Source organism: Allorhodopirellula heiligendammensis, assembly GCF_007860105.1.
Taxonomy (GTDB): domain Bacteria; phylum Planctomycetota; class Planctomycetia; order Pirellulales; family Pirellulaceae; genus Rhodopirellula; species Rhodopirellula heiligendammensis.
The window spans coordinates 2,168,391-2,191,609 of sequence record NZ_SJPU01000002.1; the positions used below are offsets into that span (position 1 = coordinate 2,168,391).

15 protein-coding genes are annotated in these 23,219 nt (G+C 56.0%); 8 read left to right on the forward strand and 7 right to left on the reverse strand.

The features are described 5' to 3' along the window. Positions 1–3: 3 nt before the first annotated feature. Entirely contained in the window at positions 4–471 is a 468-nt protein-coding gene (locus tag Poly21_RS18330) for a hypothetical protein (RefSeq protein WP_146408312.1), read from the reverse strand. 167 nt (positions 472–638) lie between these two features. Here Poly21_RS18330 and Poly21_RS18335 point away from each other — a divergent pair, with 167 nt between their 5' ends. Beyond that, positions 639–2,081, forward strand: coding sequence for a C1 family peptidase (locus Poly21_RS18335; RefSeq protein ID WP_302119512.1), 1,443 nt, complete (start codon positions 639–641; stop codon positions 2,079–2,081). Between the two features lie 144 nt (positions 2,082–2,225). Here Poly21_RS18335 and Poly21_RS18340 read toward each other — a convergent pair whose 3' ends face one another. After that, positions 2,226–7,562, reverse strand: a complete 5,337-nt coding sequence (locus Poly21_RS18340; RefSeq protein WP_302119514.1) for a bifunctional serine/threonine-protein kinase/formylglycine-generating enzyme family protein — start codon at positions 7,560–7,562, stop codon at positions 2,226–2,228. A gap of 71 nt (positions 7,563–7,633) precedes the next feature. Between Poly21_RS18340 and Poly21_RS27675 the strand changes: the two genes are divergently transcribed. Next, positions 7,634–7,756 (forward strand): hypothetical protein, encoded by a 123-nt coding sequence (locus tag Poly21_RS27675; RefSeq protein ID WP_302119515.1) that lies wholly within the window; start codon positions 7,634–7,636, stop codon positions 7,754–7,756. Positions 7,757–7,863: 107 nt separating this feature from the next. On the opposite strand, the gene Poly21_RS18345 is transcribed toward Poly21_RS27675, so the two are convergent. From Poly21_RS18345 to ypfJ, 3 genes are read right to left on the reverse strand one after another with little or no spacing between them, the layout of a single operon-like run. Continuing rightward, positions 7,864–8,826 (reverse strand): DNA cytosine methyltransferase, encoded by a 963-nt coding sequence (locus tag Poly21_RS18345; RefSeq protein WP_146408314.1) that lies wholly within the window; start codon positions 8,824–8,826, stop codon positions 7,864–7,866. 30 nt (positions 8,827–8,856) lie between these two features. Next, positions 8,857–10,071 carry a glutamate 5-kinase gene (gene proB / locus Poly21_RS18350; RefSeq protein WP_302119516.1) on the reverse strand — a complete coding sequence of 405 codons (1,215 nt, stop codon included), beginning with the start codon at positions 10,069–10,071 and terminating at the stop codon, positions 8,857–8,859. A 32-nt stretch (positions 10,072–10,103) separates the two neighbouring features. After that, positions 10,104–10,955, reverse strand: a complete 852-nt coding sequence (gene ypfJ / locus Poly21_RS18355) for a KPN_02809 family neutral zinc metallopeptidase (RefSeq protein ID WP_146408821.1) — start codon at positions 10,953–10,955, stop codon at positions 10,104–10,106. A 222-nt stretch (positions 10,956–11,177) separates the two neighbouring features. On the opposite strand from ypfJ, the gene rimO reads away from it, so the two are divergent. The 5 genes from rimO (at position 11,178) to Poly21_RS27680 (ending at position 19,542) form a co-directional block, all read left to right on the forward strand. Continuing rightward, the gene (gene rimO / locus Poly21_RS18360) at positions 11,178–12,635 is read left to right on the forward strand and encodes a 30S ribosomal protein S12 methylthiotransferase RimO (RefSeq protein WP_146408315.1); all 1,458 of its coding nucleotides are present in this window, start codon (positions 11,178–11,180) and stop codon (positions 12,633–12,635) included. After that, positions 12,632–13,609 carry a hypothetical protein gene (locus tag Poly21_RS18365; protein WP_146408316.1) on the forward strand — a complete coding sequence of 326 codons (978 nt, stop codon included), beginning with the start codon at positions 12,632–12,634 and terminating at the stop codon, positions 13,607–13,609. Before rimO ends, Poly21_RS18365 begins: the two co-directional genes overlap by 4 nt. Positions 13,610–14,050: 441 nt before the next feature. Continuing rightward, positions 14,051–17,884 (forward strand): AsmA-like C-terminal region-containing protein, encoded by a 3,834-nt coding sequence (locus tag Poly21_RS18370; protein ID WP_302119517.1) that lies wholly within the window; start codon positions 14,051–14,053, stop codon positions 17,882–17,884. Positions 17,885–17,898: 14 nt separating this feature from the next. Further along, complete coding sequence (locus Poly21_RS18375; protein WP_146408318.1) at positions 17,899–18,861, forward strand: polysaccharide biosynthesis/export family protein; 963 nt, start codon at positions 17,899–17,901, stop codon at positions 18,859–18,861. Positions 18,862–19,374: 513 nt separating this feature from the next. Beyond that, positions 19,375–19,542 (forward strand): hypothetical protein, encoded by a 168-nt coding sequence (locus Poly21_RS27680; RefSeq protein WP_302119518.1) that lies wholly within the window; start codon positions 19,375–19,377, stop codon positions 19,540–19,542. On the opposite strand, the gene Poly21_RS18380 is transcribed toward Poly21_RS27680, so the two are convergent. Next, positions 19,536–19,988, reverse strand: coding sequence for a hypothetical protein (locus Poly21_RS18380; protein ID WP_302119519.1), 453 nt, complete (start codon positions 19,986–19,988; stop codon positions 19,536–19,538). The two genes, Poly21_RS27680 and Poly21_RS18380, sit on opposite strands and share 7 nt — an antisense overlap. A gap of 100 nt (positions 19,989–20,088) precedes the next feature. Further along, positions 20,089–21,546, reverse strand: coding sequence for a sulfatase family protein (locus tag Poly21_RS18385; RefSeq protein ID WP_302119520.1), 1,458 nt, complete (start codon positions 21,544–21,546; stop codon positions 20,089–20,091). Between the two features lie 411 nt (positions 21,547–21,957). Here Poly21_RS18385 and Poly21_RS18390 point away from each other — a divergent pair, with 411 nt between their 5' ends. Beyond that, positions 21,958–23,190 (forward strand): Lpg1974 family pore-forming outer membrane protein, encoded by a 1,233-nt coding sequence (locus Poly21_RS18390; protein WP_146408321.1) that lies wholly within the window; start codon positions 21,958–21,960, stop codon positions 23,188–23,190. Positions 23,191–23,219 lie beyond the last annotated feature (29 nt).

Here is a 23,219-nt window from a genome sequence, read left to right on the forward strand (position 1 = left end):
CACTCACCAGCAGCCTGCCGAAACGCCCTTGGTGCTCATGCAGTAGTGATCGACACTTCGGTCTTCCGGTAGGGGAGGATAGTACTGGGCGCTCTCAGCGGCCGTTAATCCCGCTTCCATTTCCAAGATGGATTGAGCATGTTCGCGGACGTAAATAATTCCGGTCACCGGAGCTTTGTCCAGTAAATCGTAAACCTTGTCAGCCAACAGTTCGCCTTCAAACCAAGTCCCCTGTTCCAAGTCGACCTGTTTGGCATCGTCAGGAATGAAAAGCGAACTCACGTCTGCGGCGAAAAACGATCGCTTGATGAGCACTTTGGGCGACATCCGCTGTGTTGCCGTGATAAAGACGAGACCATTCCTGCTGTCGTTGCGGCTGAACGTAATCTCCGCCACATCGGGGAATCGGGGAGGGATCGATACGGTTCCTGATAGGTACATTGCTCGAAGTTGCTCTTCAGTTTTACTCACGTTGTCGTCCTATGTGATAAGTTACTCATTCACTGTCTATACTCGCCCGGGCACCACAGTAACCCCCCAAACGCTAGTGTGCAAGATTTTTCTCGTGGCAGTGTCCAGAACATTCCGTCCTGCCCCTTCTTTTTCGAAACTGTCCGATGTGGCCCCGAAGATCCATCATGCTGACCCTCGCATGTCTGAGCGTTTTCCCCACCGGTATGGTGTTCGGCCAAGGTGTTCAGCTGACGCCTCCCGACCAGTATCAAAGCATTCCGACGCACGGCGTCAGCGTCGCACGCGACTCGGTACCCGTCGACCATCATCTTCCTCGTTCGACGATGGACCTCGATGGTCGGGTAGAGAGTAGCGTTGAGGGACGTATCGACTTCAGTCTCGCGCCGAGCATGCGCAGTCTCGCACCGGGCATGGATCCTCAATGGGGCACCGACGCGGACATCACCTTGCCGCGTCGCTTTGACTTAACGGACTATCTTCCGACCCCCGGAAAGCAGACTCAAAATGACTGCGTTGCTTGGACGATCGCATATGCCGCCTATTCGTGCCAGATTGCTCAGGAGCGTCGCCGAAAACCGACGGAGCCTAGCGATCAATTCAGTCCAGGTTTCATCTTCGACCAATTGAGTGAGAGCGGCAGATCGCTTCACATGTTGCAAGCCATTCAATTCGTCAAGCAGAACGGATGCGCGACCTTTGCAACGATGCCGTTGGCGCACACACGGGTAAGTCAAGTCGCACGTATTGAAGCGAAAAACTACCGCATGCAGCGTAACGAAAGAGCAGCAAGTCTAGAAGAGATCAAAACATATATCTACGAAGGCTATCCAGTCGTCTTGATCGTACGGATGGGAGGTGATTTTCGATCCGATGCAGTACTCGAAGCACCCTACCGTTGGCGAGGTGAAAGTGACCCAAGGCCCGATTACCATGCAATCACGGCAGTCGGTTTCGACGAGACGCGGAAATCACTCTTAATCATGAATTCCTGGGGCACGCAGTGGAAAGACAACGGATTTTGTTGGGCTTCGTATAGCAACTTTGAACGTATTGATTCTCAAAGTTGGTGTGTTGAGTCACACGTCATCGGTGTCAAACGCTTCGCACCATTGAACGTTTCGATGTCAGCGGGAGGGAACAGAAGACCAGGATTCGGGGCACCGAGCGGATTCCAGCGACGTACTTTTCAACTGGCGTCCAATCGCCAGATTTACGAAGCCGACACCGTGATCTCACCCGATCATTGGGTGTTCGACGATATCGCCTGCAACCACCGCAATCTGTTCGCGCTTGGTCGTGATCAAACCGTCTATCGAATGAATGATGAACCCGCCGGTAGGCCCAGTTGGACCCATCTCAATCATGGTTCGATGTCAAACAAGAAGGTCGCGATGATGGTCGGTGACCGTACTTCCGATCTGTGGGTGCTCACCACGGATCATGAGCTATTTCGTTACGAAGATGGCGACTGGGTACCGGTAGTACTCTCGTCATCTCAAACCGAGCCAGTGGATCTGCGATCCGTTGGGACGGAAATTCATGCGACCACGGCAGACGGCAGAGTGTTTACCCAGCGGGGCTCAGGGCATTGGTCGCTTATTGATTGAACGATGAACGTTACGAAAGTGTGTGGTGTTGGAAGCCAGAGAACAGCACGCTCAGGGCGCGAGCGTATGGGCCTTGAAATGTACGTGAGTCGTTTGTCTGCCGTGCTTCCCTGGGAGTCGATTGCGATCGTTCCCATTTCTGAACTAGGGATTCACAGATACTGATTTAGCGGGCATGGTGCGGGCGATCCGCATTCCCATGTACGGGTGATGCGAATCGATTCTGGCCTCTTCACGCTTGGAGCTTCGCATGGTGGTCGGCACATAAAACACCGCACTACCCCGCAGGATAGCGGCATCGGATAGAGAACATTGTTCGTTCACACGGTCATCGATTACCACTGGCGACGTCACGTCCCAGGGTGGGGCCGGAGCACAGGACTCCATCACGTTGCCAAGCGTGTCAAAGAGGCCGAAATCATTCGGCAGGAGCTGTTTGACTGGATGAAAACGAACTTGCGACTGAATCGTCGAGCTTTCCGTTGTCCACGCGTACTGAGGTAGCAGTTCGTCGGCGTTACCGAACGAGCGCGGGGTGGTGGTCAGCGAACGTGCACAGTATTCCCACTCCGCCTCGGTAGGCAACCGATAACCGGTTCGCTGCAAGAAATCGCTCGGCAGCGTGACGGTCTCGTTGGTGTTGAGTTCCAGTTGCATATCACTGATGGAGGGATAGCACATCTGGTCTTCAAGGATTCCCTCCTGCTCGCTCAACCACCGGCAATAGCTCATTGCGTCGAACCAGCTGATCGACGTAATCGGGCATTCTTTACCAAGCGTGTACTCGGTCGCATAAAGCGCAGCCGGATTGTAACGCTGGAACTGCTCAACGGTCACTTCCGATGCCCCGATCGCGAAACTGCGAGGGATTCGCATCTTTAAAGATACCTCTCGTTGATGTTCGCGAAAGGCCTCGTGGCCAGGAGAACCCATCTGAAACTCGACAGGGCCAGAAACTGCAACCATCGTCTGCCCCTGACTATTCTGATACCACGTAGGAACGTCGGTCGGATCTGTTAGTTGGGGTGAATTTGCCGTCTCGATATCGCTGCTGACCGCAGGCCACTTCCATTGACGTGCGAGGTAGCTGCAGATCGAGTGCACGGCGGCGGATGGGTCGCTCGTTCCCCACTCGCGGATTAACTCGCGGAGCTGCGATGATTTGTCTAGTGGCAATTGCTCGGGGCGGTAGTGGGCGAGCGCAGCAATGAGCGCGAACTTCTTCGAATCGTTTTTCTCAATCGTAAGCCGGTTTAATAGGACGACGGGATCGGCACCGAGGGACGCCATGCGATCGATCAAGAATGAGCGTAATCGAGGATCAGGACCGCTCTCCAAAAGTGGCCACAAAGGCCCCGAAGCTCCGAGCCTCAGCAACGCAATCACCGCGTTTGCCTGGCGGCTCGCCAGGGCGTCTTTGTCCTCATCGGATACGAACGGACGATGCCACACCGAGGCGGCAACGAGTTTATCCGTATTGTCGTCGAATACGACTGACACACTCACCGGTCGAAAGTTCTCGCCAGCGAGAGTCGAACATTGTTGCAGGTGATTGCTGTGGCTCAACCGGGTCAAGGCTTTCGATTGCATCGTGCCACCATTCCACCAAACCGCAGCGTAGCTGATGTCGTACTCATCGAACTCTCCAACAGGGTTCATGCGAACATCAGCTTGTTGCCACCCGTCGAGTGCCCGTGTTTCGTGCTGAAACTGGGAGTCGTTCCAAGCGTCTTTCGAGGGTGGATGGAATATCGTTCGCCAACGGACGGAGCTGTAACGATCCTGCCCATCGGAATCGCGAATTTTCAAGTTGGATTTTGGAATATAGCCACCCTTGTTGAGTGGATGCCACCCTTCCGTTTGGTGCTCATCTTCTTTCAAGCCGACGTAGACCCGCGAGTCGATCATCGAATCTCCTGCTTCGGCCCACAAAATCCCATACTCGGTTTCCTCCTCGCCAAACTCGATTTCTGGTATGGCGGTGATGTCGACCGGATACAGGCCGTCTAGACGCATTTGGGTCTGTGTTTGTGCAATTTCGTCAAGGTTTCTTTGGCGGGTGAACTTCCAACGCAGATTATCTCGCATCCAGATCGACGCGACCGAGTTTCGATTCTTGAATCGATAGGCACGCACACATGCAGGGCGGTAACCAAATTCGCTGAGCTGCTCTGCAAACTCAGCGAACTTTTCGAGGGGGAGCTGTTGACACAGTACGAACGCATCCGTGGCGATGCCCTCGAAAACTTCAATCGCGGCGAGCGTCTCGTCATCGATGGGTGCGAGCATCTGAAGTTCCGCACCGGGACGTTCGGGCCACCTCGGTGACGCAACCTGTGATAATTCGTTTCGTAGACCCACTTTCACCCGCTCTGGATTTGTAGCCGCGACGGGCAACAATAACTCAAATTGATCAGGCATGGCCACGCTCAACAGATGTGTCAATTCCGGATCAACCGGCCGCAGGCACTTCGACAAGATTATCGCCGAGTTGAGTCGAACGTCAGGTTCCTTGGGCGTTGCGAAGAATGATTGGACGGGGTTGGATAAATACTCGGCGATGTTCCCAAATCCGGGTGCCATCTCCACGACGAGCGGGGTTCCTTGATGGACAATGGTTCGCGAAAGCCGTTCTGCGTGCGCCCGCCATTGAGTATTGTCAGGATCCAGTTGGGCCAGTGCAAAGGCGGCTCGCAGCCAGGGCAATTCATCGACGGTTTCGGACTGTACGACCCGCCAAAGTGATTCCACCGCGGGGGCACGCTGCAGTTTTAATCGAGCGCAGATTAGGTTGATCTGATCCACCTCGGAGATGAGCAGCGTTTGGATCAAGTGTTCGGTTTGCTCGGGATCATTCGCGATGAGTGCCAAACGCGCTGCCGTGATCTCATCGGGAGACCGATCTGGATCTTCGACGACCGCTGAGAGAAGTGGGGCGGCTTGTTTGCGTCTGGGATGAAGCCTCGTAATCGATTCCAATACATGATTGGTATCGGACGCGAGTAAACGTTGGACGCCCAGTTCCGTTTCATGAGCGGCAACGTTCTCGCGAATCCGGTGGGTCGCCCATAAGGCTGCCCAGCCGACCAATAACATGATCACCGCCCCCAAGGCCCAACGTGAGCCGTGATAGCGAGTGGCCGCGGACATCAACTGTTGCTCATTGACACTCCGTTCAGAAACGCTGGTAAAGGCTACGATTCGCACGTATTCGAGACTGCTGGGCAAGAATCGCTTTTCGCGTTTGCGACGCCAATATTGGGTCAACTCGCGCAGGCGTAACACCGCGCGTCCGCGCGGAGTTTGCTGGTCACTTCGAGTCAACCATTCACGCAGCGGGGGCACCAAGAAGTCGTGGGTCAGTTGGTAGTACCGAGTCTGGGCTACGGGGTCGCCGCTCGCTGCATCTGCGGAAATAGCTGCCGTGGGGGTGATCAACCGCAATTCGCCATCGAGGGCCTGCACCAGTTCGTCAAAATCACCTTGGTTCAATCCAGAGACCTCTCGCAGACGTGATGCATCCTTCATCTGCCCCTTAATATTTGAGCCCACCTCGGGCAGCAGTTCAGCCAAGACAGCGCGGGCGGGCACCTCCATGGCGCGGTGCGGTGGCGACGCGATCGAATCGTGGAAGGTCGCGTCTAAAAAGTTCACATCGATTCCTTCGGCACCGACGATGCTGGCCAGCGATTTGCGATTCCAATCCCGTCCCCGCAACATCTGGGCGAGCACCACTAAGTGGATCGAAATGACTTTGCCATCCTCGGCAACCGAGTCAACCAACGCATGAACAAACTCACGCTGTTCGGGCTCCAACGGAGTTGGCTGGTCCGGCAAGCAACCGTAGGCACGACCAAACTCCGAAAACACAAACCGCGCGTGACGAAGATCAAACCGTTCCACCGCCGTGCTGTTGACGTCCTGAATAAGGCGAATATCCAGCTCGTGAAAGAAACGCGTTGCCGCCATCCAGAAATCATCGCGTATCAATACGATGCATTGCAGATGGATACCATCGCATTGGCGAATTGCGTTAATGAGCTCAGCGTCGTCCATGATCGGATGAGCATGTAGCCATTGTTCAAATTGATCCAAGATGACAACGACCTTCTTGTCACCGGCGACTGCACCCTTGCGAATCGAGGCCATGGTTTCGATCAGGGCTCGCGGTCTCTCCGATGGATCAAGTAAGCTTGATAAGGCGTTGAGCAATCTTGACTCGGTATGCTTTGCATTTGCCTCCACATATGTGATATGCACCGACTCATCGAGCAACGGGACCAGCCCGGCACGGATCAAGGAGGATTTACCCGAACCAGAGGCACCGTATATCAAGCCCACGCGAAACGAATCCTCTGGTGTGCGCGCTTCAATACGAAGCTTTAACCGCCGGATGATCTCAGGCACTCCTTGTGCATCTCGGATACCGGGAACCAGCTTGAGGAAAAAATCTTGATCGTGCTCATCAAAGGCACGCAGACCTTTGGGGATCACTCGATGGTCAGCAGGCGTCGCCTCGTCGGTAGCGGGAGTGGCCGCTACGAATGCAAGCGGCCCCGAAAAGTCGACGCTAAGATCCACGGTGCTGTGGCAGTCAGCGAAACGGCGAAGGTCTTCCGCGAACTCACCACAGCTGGCATAGCGATCGGACAATCGCTGGGCGAGTGCCCGCATGCAAATTCGTTCGAGTTCAATGTTGATGCTCGGATCGAGCTGCCGCAGTGGCTGCGGCTCGGCGCGGACAATGTTCTCCAGAAGTTGTTCGCTGGATGTTCCCGTGAAAGGTCGTTTGCCTAGTAGTAGCTCGTAGAGCACAATACCCAATGCGAACACGTCGGCTCGACCATCGACGAGGTGACCTTCACCTCGGGCTTGCTCCGGGCTCATGTAGGAGTAGGTGCCCACCAGCATTTTGCGGTCAGTTTGCCGTTCGATATCGTCCCCATGGATGGCTAATCCAAAATCGGTTAGCCACGGTCGGTCGTTCTTCTCGATGAGAATGTTGCTGGGTTTTACATCGCGATGGACGAGACCTTTCTCATGGGCATGCTGCAACGCTCCCGCCATGTCGATTATCCAGCGGAGACTCTGATCGATCTCTGGTTGCCGCTGCTGCAGTCGTTCGCGAAGATCAATGCCTTCGATGAATCGCGAAACCACAAAAAAAGGATATTCGTCTGTCGAGCCGACATCGTAAACGGGAACGATGTTAGGGTGGTCGAGCATCGCAGCCATCCTCGCTTCGGCGTTCCACTGCGAGGGGGAAGAAGCTCGCTTTGGAAATTTCCGTAGCACTTTGATTGCGACATCTCGCGCTAATAAATCGTCGACCGCACGAAATACTGTTCCGAAACTTCCTTTGCCAATCACGCCTGAGACGCGGTAACGTCCAATGCTCTTGGGTTGCGTGAACTCTCTCACGATGGCGTCGGCAGAGCATGTGAATTCGCCCTGTTTCGTACTGTCATTTTCTTCTGACACGGAGCGTTTCCTCGCGAGACCAAACTGAGAGACGGGACTGTAGTGTAATCGATCTTAACTGCGGACGGGCTATGGATCACGCCGCCTGGAATGGCATTCCACGGCCACACTCAGCGGTCGCCGGTTGTCGCAGCGAAGCTCCCAAGAGCGTCGAGTCCGGCGCCATGAGCGAGATGCTGCCAATCGTGCAGTGAGCCAATCGTGCCGTGGACGAGTCACGCAGCGGACGAGTCGCGTAGTGGGCAGTAACTCCGTGGTCGCAAGACACCGTGCTACAAAACGCAGTTGCCTTCCACCTGAGTCAGCGAGTGCAATGCCGCGGTGCAGCGACGTCGAATGCGGCTTCCAAGACGGTCTTCACTACGGGGACCGAAACACTGTTGCCCAGCATTTTCCAGCGGCGGCGCATCGGAATGCGATCGGGGAAAACGTACCGACTTGAAAAACCCAGGAGTCTCGCAACCTCCACAGGCGAAAAATGACGCACGCGGCCTCCTTGCTGGACGTAAGATCCCGATCGAATCAACGACTTGCCGTATCCGCTGCCGAAACAGGCCGCTCGAGCGAGTTCGTCGTGGGGGTCGATCAAATCCATCGCACCGCGATATGCATCGACGGTCGAGGTTTTGACCAGTAGTTCTGCGGCGAACTCAGAATTTGCATCCAGGATGCTGGCGATGGTAAACAGCCACGTCGATGGCACCGGTGGGGGCATCGGTGGGGGCATCGGTGGTGAGATCTCGGCAGTTCCCCGCCGGGCAATCAGATAGTGCCGTCGGCGGAGATTGGGGATACCGAATTGGGTCGGGCACAGATTACCACTCCACGTCGCGTACCCACGGCGGTGTAGCGTCGAAACCAGATCAGCGGCGTCTTCTGAGGTGGCGAACTCGGGTACATTTTCCAGCAACACAACGCTTGGTACCCGATCCCCGTGCGACAGGTAATGAGTGATCGCGCGGATCGCATCGCAGCGCCGGTCTTGCCCCGGGGCACCTCGCCCCCGGCGACAGTAAGGCTGGCAGGGAGGCGACAACCACCATGCCTGCTCGGACCGTGTTGTGGCGACCTCCGACAGGTCCATGGAATCAATGCTGCGGCAGTCGACGGCGCCAAAGTTATGTTGATACACGGCCCCGCAATCACGATCAATTTCAATCGCCCGCTCAACGCAGATCCGCCGCAGTGGATGGGCTGAGTTGAATTGGCGGATGGCTTCGGAGACGCCTCCCATCCCGCAGAAGAATTCGACGAGCGTAATCATATGCGAGGGCCAACGCGTGCCAATCAGTCTCTACTCTGCCAAGGTGCGGAGCACGAGATTGCTGCGGTGGATGACGTTCTCGTAAGGGCGGTGGCCGAGAACCGCCTCAATTTCCGCATTGGATTTGCCAGCAATCAAGGAAATTTCGTGGCTGCGATAGTTGACCAATCCGCGGGCGATCTCTTGCTCGTTCGGGTCGAGAACTCGCACCACGTTGCCGTGCGAGAACGTACCTTCGACCCGCACAATACCTACCGCGAGCAGACTGCGGCCTTGTTCGACGAGGGCGCGAGCGGCACCTTCGTCCACATGGAGATTCCCTTGGATGATCGCCGCACTTCCAATCCAACGACGCCGGCCTTTCAATGTCCGTTTGGGAGGAATGAAGAGTGTTCCCACCCGAGCACCGGCAAAGATCTGATCGAGCACATCGTCTTGGCGACCAGGACCAATGATAGTGGGGTGGCCGTGCGAGTTAGCCAATTTCGAAGCACGCAGTTTGCCCTCCATCCCACCCTTACTGACGGCGGAGGATTTGTCTTCGGCCATCGACATGACGTCGCCATCGAGTTCATGCACGACCTCGATTTTCTTGCTGCCGTCGGCGTCGGGATGCCCGTCATAGAGGCCATGCACATCCGTTAACAGGATCAGGAGGGCATCGTTAAATAATCCAGCCACATGGGCCGCGAGACGGTCATTGTCTCCAAAAGTAGTCTTCAGCTCTGCGACAGCGACTGAATCGTTCTCGTTGACAACTGCGATCGCGCCAAGTTCGTGGATGCCGTTGAGGGCGTTGCGAACGTGGAGGTAACCGCTTCGCCGCCGCAGATCACTCTTGGTCAACAGCACCTGAGCGGCCTGGTAGCCATGCTGCAGCAGCGATTTTTCGTAGGACTTGATCAAGTCGGCTTGGCCAATGGCGGCGACGGCCTGCAGCTTAGCGACTTCGATGGGACGTGTTGCCAAGCCAAGTTTGGCGACTCCGGCCCCGACCGCACCGCTGCTGACCATGATCACGTGCCGGCCGGAGTCCGCAATTCGGGCGAGCTGAGCGGCCAGTAGATCCACTCGTTGCAGATCCAGTTTACCCTCGCTCGTCGTGAGCACGCGGGTACCGACTTTGACCACCACACACTGCGTTTTTGCGATGACCTTTGCCCGAATGGCATCGTTCGCAGTCTCGTCCGTGGCTGATTCTGGGGTGGCGTTTCCGCCGGGGGGGGTATCGCTAGCGATATTCAAAACGTTTTTGGTAAATGGAGGAGAGATGTTTACTACAGCGACTTCGCGTCGAAGGTGTCGCCTTGGCTCATGTCACCGGTCTTGAGCCCTTTGGTAAACCAGTAAACTCGTTGTTCACTGGTCCCGTGACTGAAGGTTTCTGGTTGCACATGTCCTGAGCTGCGTTTCTGCAGTGTATCGTCGCCGATGGCTTGGGCAGCCGTCAACGCTTCTTCGATATCACCGTCCTCAATAATTTGGTGCATGTTGTTGTCGTGGTGCAGCATCACGCCCGCGTAAAAATCAGCCTGTAGTTCCAGTTTCACGGAATATTTCAGATATTCCACTTCGGGAACCTGCTGGCGAATACGGTCCACTTCGTCGGTGACACCCAGCAATTTTTGGACGTGATGGCCGACTTCGTGAGCGACCACGTAGGCTTGAGCGAAATCGCCTGGGGCGCCGAGTTGCCGGGCGAGTTGACCGAAAAATGATGTATCCAGGTACACCTTTTCGTCGGCAGGGCAGTAGAACGGGCCGGTGCCACTGCTGGCGATTCCACATCCGCTGCGGACCTGATCGGTAAACAGGACCAAGGTTGGCTTGCGGTAGCTCCCGCCATTTTCTTGGAACAGTTCTGTCCACACATCTTCGGTGTCGGCGAAAATGGTCTTGGCAAACGCTCCCTCTTCGAGTTGTTGAGGCGTTAATTCCTTCGTCTCGCCGTCGGGGCCCTGCGCGACCTGTACTTGCTGGGCCTGTTGGAGGAATGCGACAGGGTTGCCGCCGAGCAATCCGATCACGATCGCCACCAAAATGACGCCAATTCCGCCCGCGGCGGCGGGACCGCCCATGGTCCGACGGTCCTCTACATTTTCACTCTGCCGTCTGCCTTTCCAACGCATTGGTGTACCTGTAAGTCGATGTGGTGTGAGCGAATAACACAGTTCTGCGAGCCGAGCTGGAGCCCAAATTGTCGCAAACTTCATGGCGATTCGAAAGGTGCCCGGAAACAAACGGATGCCCACGAATTGGGAATTTCAAATTGTCAATCCCGTTTTTTCTGGTTAAATACACGTTCGACGTCCCCTCCCGCCGTCCGCACTCAGCTAACCAACCGCCGTTTGATGCAGCTCCCGATCTACCAGAAGTCCGAAATCAATGTCGCTGTCCCTCCACCACGGGAGTCGGCCGACCCGGATGCTGCCGCGCTCGGAGCATCGGCAACCTCCCGGCACCGCGGGCAATATGCCGTCGTTTCACTCGGCTGCCCCAAAAACCTCGTCGACACTGAGCAAATGCTCGGTCGTCTCGACGCGGACGGGTATCGCATGGTCGATTCGGTCGAGGGCGCCGATTTTGTGGTCGTCAACACGTGCGCGTTCATCGATTCGGCCCGAGCGGAGTCCATGGACGCCATCGACGAAATGCTGGCACTCAAACGTGAGGGGAAATTACGGAATGTCGTCGTCACCGGTTGCTTGGCCGAACGCCAACAAGGCAAACTGCTCGCCGATCGTCCCGAAATTGACGCTCTCGTCGGTGTCTTTGGACGCAATGACATCGTCAGTGTCGTCGACGATTTGTACTCGGGGCTCGAAGAACAACGCACTGTATTCAAACCGGCTGCAGTCAACCCGCTCAGTGACGGTGTACGCTCAGCTGTCACGCCCCGGCACTTCGCCTATCTGAAAATCAGCGAAGGGTGTGATCGACTCTGTACGTTCTGTGCCATTCCTAAGATGCGAGGGAAACACTTCAGCAAACCGATCGAGCAGATCATTGAGGAAGCCGAACGGCTCGGTCGCAGTGGCGTGAGGGAGCTCGTTGTCGTCGCCCAAGACACAACTTATTACGGCATGGACCGCTATGGGAAACCTCGGTTGAATGAATTGCTGCAGCAACTTGATCAAGTCGAGTCGATCGACTGGATTCGGTTGATGTACTTCTATCCCATGTACATCGACGATGCGCTCATCGACACGATCGCGTCGGCACAGCGGATCGTGCCCTATATCGACATGCCGCTCCAGCACGCCAGCGACGCGATGTTGCGACGGATGTCACGCAAGACCACCCGGAAACTGCAGACGGAGATTGTCCAGCGGATGCGGCAACGGATCGATTCACTTGTCATGCGTACCACCATGATCACCGGTTTTCCCGGTGAGACCGAAGACGATTTCAAGGAACTGCTCGATTTCGTTGATGAGTCCCAGTTCGAAAATCTAGGCGTGTTCACTTACTCGGTCGAAGAAGACACCCCCGCAGCGAAACTGCCCAACCGCGTGGATCCCGAAACCGCCAATCGTCGCCGTGACGAATTGATGGGACTCCAGCAGCAAATCGCCTTCCGCTTCAACGGTAACCGCGTCGGAGGTGTTGAAGACGTGCTGATTGATGCGGCGCTGCCGGAACAGGAAGGTGTGTTCATTGGCCGCACTCGAAGTGAAGCCCCTGATGTCGATGGCCTAGTGTATGTTTCGCAAGTTAGCGAGGAATCGCCGGTCGCAGTGGGGCAACTCCGCCCCTGCGAAATTGTTGCTTCCCAGGGTTACGACCTCGCCGCTGCCGCGCTGGAATGATTGTCCCGCGGTACTGGGCGGAGGCGAAACGCCAAATCGATCAAGATGATCGTCGCCTGACGATCCGCCGGTATGGTTGGTCTGACGACAGTGAACCGGCAGCCCAGCAACATGCCGAGGACCGAGTCAACGAAGCGATCAAACGCATCGAAGCCGGTGAGCAGACCCTGCTCCGCGAACCCAAGGTAGCCTACAACGGTGCCGATGGACTGCCGATTCGAGAAGAGATCATCTCGCGCCATGAGGACGCTGTCGTTACTCGCAACAGTTATGGGGCGCTGTGCCTGAATACGCCCGACGTCCTGTTCGCAGACGTCGATGCACCGCCCTCAAGCAGTTGTGCTGTTTATTTTTATACGCTGTTCTTGTATGCCGCAGCGTATTTTGTGCTGGCCCGATTGTTTGCCGATGCCCGTTCGATCTGGCTGTTCTTGCTCGGTGCTCTCTTCTTTGTCACGATATTTGGCAGCGTCTGGCACTGGCTTGTCGACCGTCTGGCTCGTTCGCCCAAAGCCAAGGCCCGCCAACGAATTGAGCGATTCGCGAACCGATCCCAAGATTGGAGTCTGCGGCTCTATGAGACGCCGATGGGCTGGCGCGTTCTCGTCACGCACGCGACATTTGATCCTCGTAGCGACGAGGTCCGTGACTTCTTCCAAGCCATCGGTGCCGACCCCACTTATCGGCGAATGTGCTTCAATCAGAATTGTTTCCGCGCGCGAGTCTCGCCGAAACCATGGCGGATGGGTATCACCGCTCATCTGCGTCCCCGCCCAGGGATATGGCCCGTATCCGCAGAACGACTGCCCGCCCGCACTCAATGGGTGCAGCACTACGAGCAGCAAGCAAAAGCGTACTCCGCCTGTCGATTCGAGGCGTCGATCGGCAGTTCCGTGATATGCCCTAAAGCGTCCGCGATCGTAAAGCTGCACGATGTCCTCTCACGGGCCCAGTCGCCTGAGCCGATGGCGTAGAAGGGAAATTCCCGAGGGTTTGCGGCAGCGATAGGAGCTGACGGCGCCAAGAACCTATTTTCGATCTCGGCTGCTTCTATCCGCAGTCAAAAACTGAGAATCTCACCGGCAGCGCGCTCTCAGTGCGGAATGTTGTCGGTTGAGATATGGGATCGGCTTGACCCGGCTACCTGGAATTACCTAACAGTGAGTGGAGAGATGAAACGCTCTGTTGGATGACGGGATCCTTTAGCCACGTTCTGGAATGCATATGAACACTGCGACCTCTCAGACGAATGCGACACGGCCCCAGGCATGAATCGCGTCGCAATGTGGAATCCTCGTACGTGGCTCGCCCGAGTTCTAGGATTGGGACGTTCGCTCGCCTCGCGGAGTCGAAAGCGATGCTCACCAAGCCATTCAGGTTGGAGAGCCCAGCGGCATTCATCGTTCCGAAGTTCATTGCGTAGCTCACGCCTGTGGCTGCGGATGGTTTGTGGGTGCGGGGTGCTGGTGGGACTGTGCCTGCTCGCTCGCAATCCCGTTGCTCGTTGGGCGGGAATGACGGTAGGGTCAATCTTTCTTGATACTCGCGTCGAGATAGCGAAACTTGAGATTGGGTGGTCACAGATCACCGTCGACGGAATAACGGTTTTTGAACCGGCGTTTCCCGATCAAGTTCAGTTTCACGTCGCCCGGGTCGCCGTCATCCCGTCCCTAAAGCGAGGTTTCTCCGACGGCGTTTGGTTGGAGCGGGTGACAGTCGATCAACCGGAAATGCATCTGCGGTTTGACCAGCACGGCAATTTATTGTCGGTTTTTCCTGAGCGCTCGGGGCAGGCGAGCACGAATTCACCGCTGACGATTCCGCTGCAGTATCTCGTGGTCAATCATGCTGCGGCGATTGTGCATCAGACTGGGCGTGAAGAGCTGCGAGTGAAAGACATCAATTTGCAGGCTGAGTTTTCAGACGCGATTGTTGCCCGAGCACAGGTGCCTGAGGTCCTCTCGGGAAGCATCGATTTTCAATGCCAACTCGATGCGAGAACATTTGCGGGCACCACGAAACTAAATGTGCTAGGTATCGAACTCGATACAGAGCAATTAGCGAGTTTGCCCTTGGTACCCCAGGTAGTCGCCGACCACCCTTCCACAGCGTCCGTGACAATCTCATTTCAGGGTACGCACCCGCCGGGTGACACCGACCTGCGGCATCATACTGTGGAGTGCCTGCTTTCCGCACGCGACATGCAATCGCGACGTTTTGGCATGTTATGCCCACGGCTCGATGTGGAGATCAAACAGGCTGCGGGTGTCGCGCGGGTCACAACCCATGCCGCTCTGCTTGGTGGCGATATGCAGGTAAATGCTTCAGCAGATTTGAATCAATTCGCGATCACGGGCGAGATGACGACAACACTTCGTCACTGTAATCTTCATCAATTGACGCAGCATGTTCCTGAACTGCATGAATTAGCTGTGATTGCATCTGGTCAAGCATCCGTGCGTGCGACATGGGACGATGGCAAACTCGATTTTCAAGGTGACGCGGACACGGAATTAAACGAATTTCAGCTCGACTCCATCGCGCTGCCAGTGGTCACCGCTCGAGCGAGCACACAGGGCACGTTCTGCCCCGGCAAGGAGCGTCCACTCCGCGGCGTCGTCACGGGATTGTTCTCCACCACTGGGCTACAACTGAGTCAACTGGCGACGCGGTATGAGTTGCCGGAGATCGCCGGTGAAATACTAGCGAGTGGAAGCATTGAATTGCCTCTGGAGCAATTGACGGATCCGACCAGCTATCACGCAGAGACGCATGCGCGGCTGCGGAACTTCGCAGGCTTCGACATGCACGTACCCGATAGCGAAATATCCGCGACCCTGAGTGAAGGAATTGCCGCAGTGGAATCCTCTGGTCTTTCCCTGCAGGACGCCAGCGGAAAAATGATCGCCGGCGTCACGGTGCAGGCGCAGGCATCGTTGGGTGATCATGGCCGCATGGATGCAAGTGCGGAGGGGCATTTTGAACCGTCGCCAGACCTGATCAGACGACTGGGCCTGAGCGATATCGAGCCGCAAGGCCGATTGTCATGCCACATCGATGTCGGGTGCCTATTGACGGAGCTCGCAAATCCCCGGGCCTGGACCGCTTCTGCGGCTGCCGAGACCCAATCAATCATGCTCGCTGGAGAGAAGATTGGCGACATGCAACTGGACGCTGAGTTGACCAAAGGTCTCCTGACGGCCAGTCCAATAGTCGTACGATGGCGCGACAACGAGTGCACAATTCGAACGGAGGGCGAAGTGGGCGACGCAATCTCCGTTTGTGCGGAAGTCGACGCTCCAGACTGGAAGCTGGAAGACGCCGGCGATGTGCTTTCGCGGTTCTCAAAATCGCCGTTGCCAATCGCGGGAAGGGTCAACGTTGATGGACAAGTAATGTACCGCCAGGAATTCACGGCGGGTACAAGGACGTTGCATGCGTTTGGGAACGCCAACTTGGAACAAGCGGTGTTCGCTCGTACGCGGATTGGCGATGCGAGGCTGCGTTGGTTGGCAAATTTCGACGGTCTGGTCCTATCCACCTCGTCAGATGATTTTCTGGGAGGACGGTTCGACGTCAACGCACGCGTGGCTCAACTGGATTGGACAAAGACCGAGATCGACGGCACCTTTACAGACGTGCAAGTGCCTCGGTTGGTGTCGATGACTCGTCAACGGGTTCCGTCCACCGGCATACTTGAGGGCGGTTTCCGTGTCACATCGATTGCGAGCTTGAGTGACTTAACGGGTGACGCGTGGATGCGGAGCGGCGGACTGACACTGCAGAGAATTCCAGTCGAATTGACACAAGCTCATGTTTCGGTGCAGCAGGGGGTTGCCCGTGCTGGCAGCGACGGAGAAATCGTCGGAGGTCGCTTTCATGCCGATGCTCAGGCTTCGCTCACGGCGCTGGCCGAGTTTTTTGCTCAGCCCAATCCACGACTGGCGGAGGTGCCCATCACCTCCCATTTTCGTGTGGACAACCTGCCGCTGGCGTCCCTGGCCGTGGCATTGCAGCTACCTCGCGAGACGCGATTCCTTGGCGGAACTGTTTCAGCGGCGGTCCTCCGGGATGAGGCCGCACGCGATGGGCGGCACCTCGCCACGGTGACGGCCAGTGTCGACGATCTCCGCTGGAAGCACGCTCCACTGTCCGATCGCATCACAGCCGGACTGGTGGTGCATCCCACACAGGTTGAACTGAATAGCGTTCAAGGCCGCTTTGCCGACGGAAATCTGTCGGGAAAGGCGGCTGTGCACTTCGTTGGAGCACCGGCAGGACGCTTTGATTTTATCGCCAGCCGTGTCAATCTGCGGCGGGCGACGTCACCGTTTGGCGCTGATGTTTCCGGCAGCGGGTCAGTAAAAATTCAGGGGCGGTTAGGTCACGCCATCACAGGACGCGCTGACGTGACGGTGGACAACGCCGTCGCTGCTGGGGTCGGTGTGCGACAAGTACGTTTGCCTATCGATTGGACGGTTACCCCCACTTCCAAAACGGTTCGCTGGCAGTGCCGCGCCGGTACCGCCTCGCTCGGCGGCGGCAATGTTCGAATTGCTACTCAGGGTAGCTACGCCCACTCGCTCAATATGAATAGCACCATCCGCGTCGAACGAGTCGATCTAGCGAAGCTGATGCAGAACGGTTCGGCCGGGTCGGGGATCGTTGACGGGGAGGTGATCCTGCGAGCCAAGCAGGCACGGTCACCCCAGCAATTGGTGGGCACCTACGATTTCGAAATGAAGAACATTCAAGCATTAGAAATTCCGGTGCTCGATCAATTGCCCAAGATGGTCAGCCTGTCACCTCCCACGCCCGGTCGTGGTCAAGACGGGGCCACCATCCACGGCCGGATCGGTGGCGGGTTGGTACATGTTGATGAGATTGCCGTTCACCAGAGCAACATCCAAGTCTTGGTCTCTGGACAGGCGACCATGCAGGGCAAGTTAGATCTTGATGTGATCGTCAGCACAGAATCGACCAGCCCCACCGATCAGCTGATCTCCATGCTCGATTCACCTCTGATGCTGGCGGCGCCAGCCCCCATCGCGCTGATCGCGAAAGCCAATGACTTGTTAAAGGATCGCGTGGTTCGGGTGCACGTCGGAGGCACCGCAGGAACTCCCACCCTGCGATTGCAACCGGGGAAGCAACTCACTCAGGACGCAGTCCGATTTTTCTTAAGTAACAGTTTCGGATCAGCCGCCACGCAAGTGGCTAATTTGCGAACAACCAGCCAACTACGTTAAGCCGAGAATTCATAATGAGCACTCACGAACCACGGCCTGCAGAGAAATCGCAACACTGTGATAGGCAGGCGGACAATAACCGGATTGCAGCATCGTTGAGGATGTGCGACTTGGCAATGCTCATCGCTTGCTTGAGCAGCTGTGGCTTGATCGCTGCCATGGTTGCCACTCAATCCGGTTGCCGCACCGCAGCTTCGATGGGACTGCCGGTAGCTGCTGGCGGACATCGGTTGCTATCACATGCCCATGAGGAGAGACAGGCGGCGGGTCATGGCTCGGGAGTGCCGACAGAACTCGCCAAGGTAAGCCTGCCTGCTCACCGCGTGGAGGCGGGCGACGTTTTGGTAATCGAACCGAACGATTTCAATTCACCCGTGCGCATATCTTCCGACCAAACCGTCCAGCAAGACGGCACGATCGAACTGGGGGCGTACGGACGATTGCAAGTCGCCGGCATGTCTGCCGAAGAAATTCAGGGACGAGTTCAGCAAGTCGTGACGACCCAAGAGATCGCCAAACTACAGTCGCGTGTTTCACTGGCGGCACATCGTAGCAATGGGCTCGGCGTCCCGATCGAAGATTCCGAACCCGTGGACTACGGAGTAATGGTGCGGTTGGTCAATCAAGATAGCACATTGTTCTATGTGATGGGGGAGGTCAATGCACCGGGATCTTATCCCTTGATTGGGCACGAAACGGTTCTCGATGCGGTGATCGCGGCGGGAGGATTGTCCGATCGTGCTAACGACCACAAGATCATTCTTACAAGACCGCAACTAGGTGAGGAAGCCTTGATCATACCGATTTGCTACCAGCAGATTCTGCAGCTCGGTGATGTTTCAACTAACTATCAACTCATGCCTGGCGACCGGATCTACGTCCCCAGCATGACGCTGTGGGAGGACATCAAACAAAGCCTCGCCTGGAGCAACGAAAAGAGCTGTCCCCATTGCCAAGAATACTCAGAGAAACACTAAGGCCCGCTACCACAATGTTCTGGCGCATCCGACGGAAGCGTGCGCCGGAGGCTTGGTAGGGATAACTCAGGTGTCCAAAAAAGAGTTGTGTGTGTGAGTTGCCCTGACAGTAGAGCGTCCCAGGGCCGGGCGAAATGGCGTCAAGCTCGACTAGGGTAAAGTTAGAGAGGTGAGACGCATAAGCGGCCGGGCTGGCGATGTCGCCCGGTACCTGACGGTACTCGGCTCACATCGTTGTCTGCTCAAGCTCACGCCAGTCGCTCCAAGCTCTGCTGAAGTGCAAGTCGACGCGGGATATTCCGCTCGCCCGTGACCCCTGCATAAGCTGTACGCCAATGGTGCCAATGGTCCCCAGCCGGCTGCCAGACAAGGTTCGCGTCGTCATCTCGCTCGCCTGCGCCGACTGACCATCCATGTCATGCGGTCCGCTATGGCTGTTTTGATCTAGCTCACAGCTCTCCCGGCCCCCGCGATGCCATTCTACGCTCACGCTCTACCTGGCTGTGATTCGCAATGAATCGTGCATCGTCGCGGCACAACTCACGCGCGGAAATCGATCTCGCCAGCCGCGTCCTGAACATGCAGACTCGACAACAGATCTGGAGCCCCGTCTTGTTCAATGAGGGCGTCTGCGTTGAACTTACCTCTCGCTGGGACTTGCGAGATTGGCATGCTTACTGACGCCATGGTGGTGGCGTTCGTGCTGATGCGGGATAGGTGAGTGGGTATCCGCTGGGAGCGGATTGATTGCCATAGGGCTGTCCGGCGGGCGGCGGCCCTTGATTTTGCGTCCCATAGTTTTGCTCGCCAGGCCCGGGCTGGTAGCCGTAGCCGGGCGCATTGCCGTAAGGCCCTTGATCGGAATAACCGGTGTTTTGGACGGGAGCCGACTGCGGCCAACCCTGCTGCGTTGGCGCGTATCCATCCCCAGGAGGTGTGTTGGCCTGGCGACCATGCTCGCGTTTATCGAGGATTTCACGACCCTTTTCGATCGCATGCTGTGCGTCGTTACGGATCTCGTCCTTGTTGATATCGATCCGAGTGCGATCACCATCGCGTTCGATCGTGAACCAGTTGGCCATGAAGGCGGCTCCGATAGCCAGCCCTAGAAATAGTATTGTCCGCATCGCTCGTCCTTGAGTGCAACGACTGTCCAGTCAATCCAGCGCGCACTCGGGCGAGTGACGCGTGATAGCGATCATAGAAAAAACGGCAGCTAGCGAAAGATCAATTCGGAGCCTTTTTGTCCGCGTTAGGTTTCGATGGCATTTTCCAGGTGGGGCGGGCTCCCGCTTCGATCTCTGAATCAAGCTCTATCATACGCTTTCGCAGCTTTTCAACGATCTCGGGATGTTCTTTGGCAAGATTCCGCTGCTCACCGACGTCGGCGGCCAGATCGAAGAGCATGATTGTGGTGAGGGTCTCGGGCGACACTTTTTTGTCACCAGAGGCGTGGTTATTTGCTTTCTTTCTCCGCTTAACCAATAGCTTCCATTTCCCCTGCCGAATTCCTTCTAAATCGCCATGAGAGGTATAGTGTATGAATTCTCGTCGCGGTGATTCAGTCGTCTCGCCGGTGACCAAAGCGGATAGGTCCATCCCATCGATCTTTCGATCTGGTGAGAGTGTGGAGTTTGTCAATGCTGCAATTGTCGGCAGCATGTCGATCGTCCCCATTAGCTCATTGCATTGCGAACCCGCAGGGATTCGGCCCGGTCCCCACATCACGCAGGGCACGCGTTGTCCACCTTCGAACGTAGTACCCTTGCCCTCACGGAGTGGTCCGGCAGATCCCCCGTGGTTTTTGAATTGCAACCACGGACCGTTGTCGGACGTGAAAATGACATACGTGTTGTCGGATAAATTCAACTCTTTAATCGTCGTCATCACGCGGCCCACCTCGGCATCGATATGTTCGATCACGCAGGTGTACGCGTTTTCCGGATTGGGATCGTACGCGTCCGCAGGGACATACAGCGGGATGTGGGGCATTGAGTGCGCTAGGTAAACAAAGAACGGTTCGTCTTGGTGAGTTTTGATGAAATCAACGGCATGGTCGGTATACCTCCGAGTGATCGTACGCTGATCAGCGGGTAACTCGACAATTGTCTCATTGAGTATCAGAGGTGCGTTCCACTGATTGATTGCTGTGGATTGATCGGTCCACAATTGATCCGATGGAATCCTCGGTTTTCCTTTGTTGTCCGGATGATTCATGTCGTTGGAGTAGGGAATCCCAAAATACTCATCAAAACCGTTTTGGCGTGGTAGTGTCTCGGGGTGATGGCCGAGATGCCATTTGCCATAGCAAGCCGTCGCGTATCCCAATCCACGCAGGTGATCGGCAATGGTGACTTCGTCTGGGTTCAATCCAATGGTGGATTGCGGAAACAAAACGTGATGGTGCATCCCGACTCGCTTCGGGTAACATCCGGTCATCAACGCAGCCCGAGACGGTGTGCAGACCGGGGACGCTACCATAAAACTTGTGAACCGCCGACCCTCACTTGCCATTTTGTCAATATGCGGCGTTTTGATTGTTGTCGAGCCGAAACAGCCCAGATCTCCATAGCCCTGGTCGTCAGTGAAGATGATCACGAAGTTCGGGCGACCGACAGAATCAGCATATAAACTGGATTGACCTCCAAAGTTGACGCTTCCAATAAGAGAAAATAGCGTTGTCACGATTATGACGGAGAATGCGGATATCCGGATGGCAAACATATTAGTTGGTTGATGACGTGTAGAACTGACGATGACTTACCGCACGTTCATCGATTTGAGCGTGCGAGCAAGGACGGGATTGAAAGCCGCATTGTAACATTTACGGCTGGGGCGATCGCCTCCCGTTGATTTTAGCTGCTTCATTCGCCCATATCATGCTCCGATACGTCGTCACAGAGCACGTCCCTGGCTTGCCTTCGAGACGACTAGACGCGACGAAGTTCAAACGAAAGTGCGTGCGAACTGGATTTCGATCGATAGCGAAAACAATGTTCGGTCGCACTAATAATTTCGGTTATTGGGACGACAACATCTTTGTTGCGGTGGCGGCTTGGGGGGTGACGAAAAGACAAACTGAGGGTCCATGATGGAATGAACGCTCTACCTCATTTTCAGGATGAAACGATGTTGCTGTGCCTTCGTCGCTGGTTTGCTGCTGGCGTGCTTTTGATGCTTTGTGGTCCCGTGGTAGCCGACGATGCATCGACTGAAACGCCGAAGTCGCCTTTGGATGCACCGGCGATCGATTCCGCACCCACCACCAACTTGAACGTTGCGGTGGCAAAGGACGTTGCCCGTCCGATGAAGAACGTTAAACCACCTCAGTTTTCGTTTTTCCCGAACCCTGATCTCGAGGCCCCCTTAAGCTTGGTCGGTCATCAAGGCCCAATGAGCACGGCGGGATCACATGTCGCCAGTGCCAGCTTCCCCGCTCCAACTGCCCTGTGCTGCGTGCCCCCATGGGTGCATCGCTCGGGTGTCTTTGGTGAAGGGATGCTGCTTCGCGCTCGCAACAGCGACACTGCCTATGCCGCGGTGGTCAATGGAACGGTTCCAGCGGGCAGCACCGGCGTGCTCGACAGCGAATTTGACTTCGGGTATCGAGTTGGCTTGACCAAAGCGTTCGATCGTTGCCACAGTATCGTTGCAACGTACACCGGCTTTATAAGTGATAACACGGACCAGATCGCTGGCTCGACGCTGAGTAAATTGTTGATTCACCCTGACGCGCTCAACGCCGCGTCGAACGCGCTAACGGCATCAGGGCGAACAGCATTGGACTTTCATGTCTTCGATCTCGATTACCGCTTCTTGTTGCATGGAAATGATTATAGTGCCATCAACATGCTCATTGGGGCACGCTATGCGCACATGGAACAAGAGATCGACGCGATGTATCAGACGGTCGGGAATCTCGATGCCGTATCATCGGAGATTGACTTCGACGGAGCTGGTCTTCGTTTGGGGCTGGATGCCGAGCACCACGTCGGGCATGGACTGTACGGTTACGGCAAAGCAAACGCGAGTTTTCTTGCCGGTGAATTTGACGCCAGCTATCTCAACACACGAGATAACGCCTACGTTTCCTCGAACGATTTCAACACCGCACGATTGGTCACCATTCTCGATGTGGAAATCGGTGCGGGATGGCAGGCTACTCAGCACTGCCGCATCTCAGCTGGATACGCGGTCAGTAGTTGGTTCAACAGCATCACGACCGCAGATTGGATTGATGGCGTTCGTGACAACAACAATCACTTCGCCGACATGAGCCAGGCGATCACGTTCGACGGCTTCAATGCCCGTGCTGAACTGCGGTTCTAAATCTGCACGCAGCAGCTCGCATCGTTCTC

Coding starts and splice junctions, on each gene's coding strand:
- Poly21_RS18335 (WP_302119512.1), top strand. CDS start 639: ATGCTGACCCTCGCATGTCTGAGCGTTTTCCCCACCGGTATGGTGTTC.
- Poly21_RS27675 (WP_302119515.1), top strand. CDS start 7,634: ATGGATCACGCCGCCTGGAATGGCATTCCACGGCCACACTCAGCGGTC.
- Poly21_RS18345 (WP_146408314.1), bottom strand. CDS start 8,826: ATGATTACGCTCGTCGAATTCTTCTGCGGGATGGGAGGCGTCTCCGAA.
- ypfJ (WP_146408821.1), bottom strand. CDS start 10,955: ATGCGTTGGAAAGGCAGACGGCAGAGTGAAAATGTAGAGGACCGTCGG.
- rimO (WP_146408315.1), top strand. CDS start 11,178: ATGCAGCTCCCGATCTACCAGAAGTCCGAAATCAATGTCGCTGTCCCT.
- Poly21_RS18365 (WP_146408316.1), top strand. CDS start 12,632: ATGATTGTCCCGCGGTACTGGGCGGAGGCGAAACGCCAAATCGATCAA.
- Poly21_RS18375 (WP_146408318.1), top strand. CDS start 17,899: ATGAGCACTCACGAACCACGGCCTGCAGAGAAATCGCAACACTGTGAT.
- Poly21_RS27680 (WP_302119518.1), top strand. CDS start 19,375: ATGAATCGTGCATCGTCGCGGCACAACTCACGCGCGGAAATCGATCTC.
- Poly21_RS18380 (WP_302119519.1), bottom strand. CDS start 19,988: ATGCGGACAATACTATTTCTAGGGCTGGCTATCGGAGCCGCCTTCATG.
- Poly21_RS18390 (WP_146408321.1), top strand. CDS start 21,958: ATGAACGCTCTACCTCATTTTCAGGATGAAACGATGTTGCTGTGCCTT.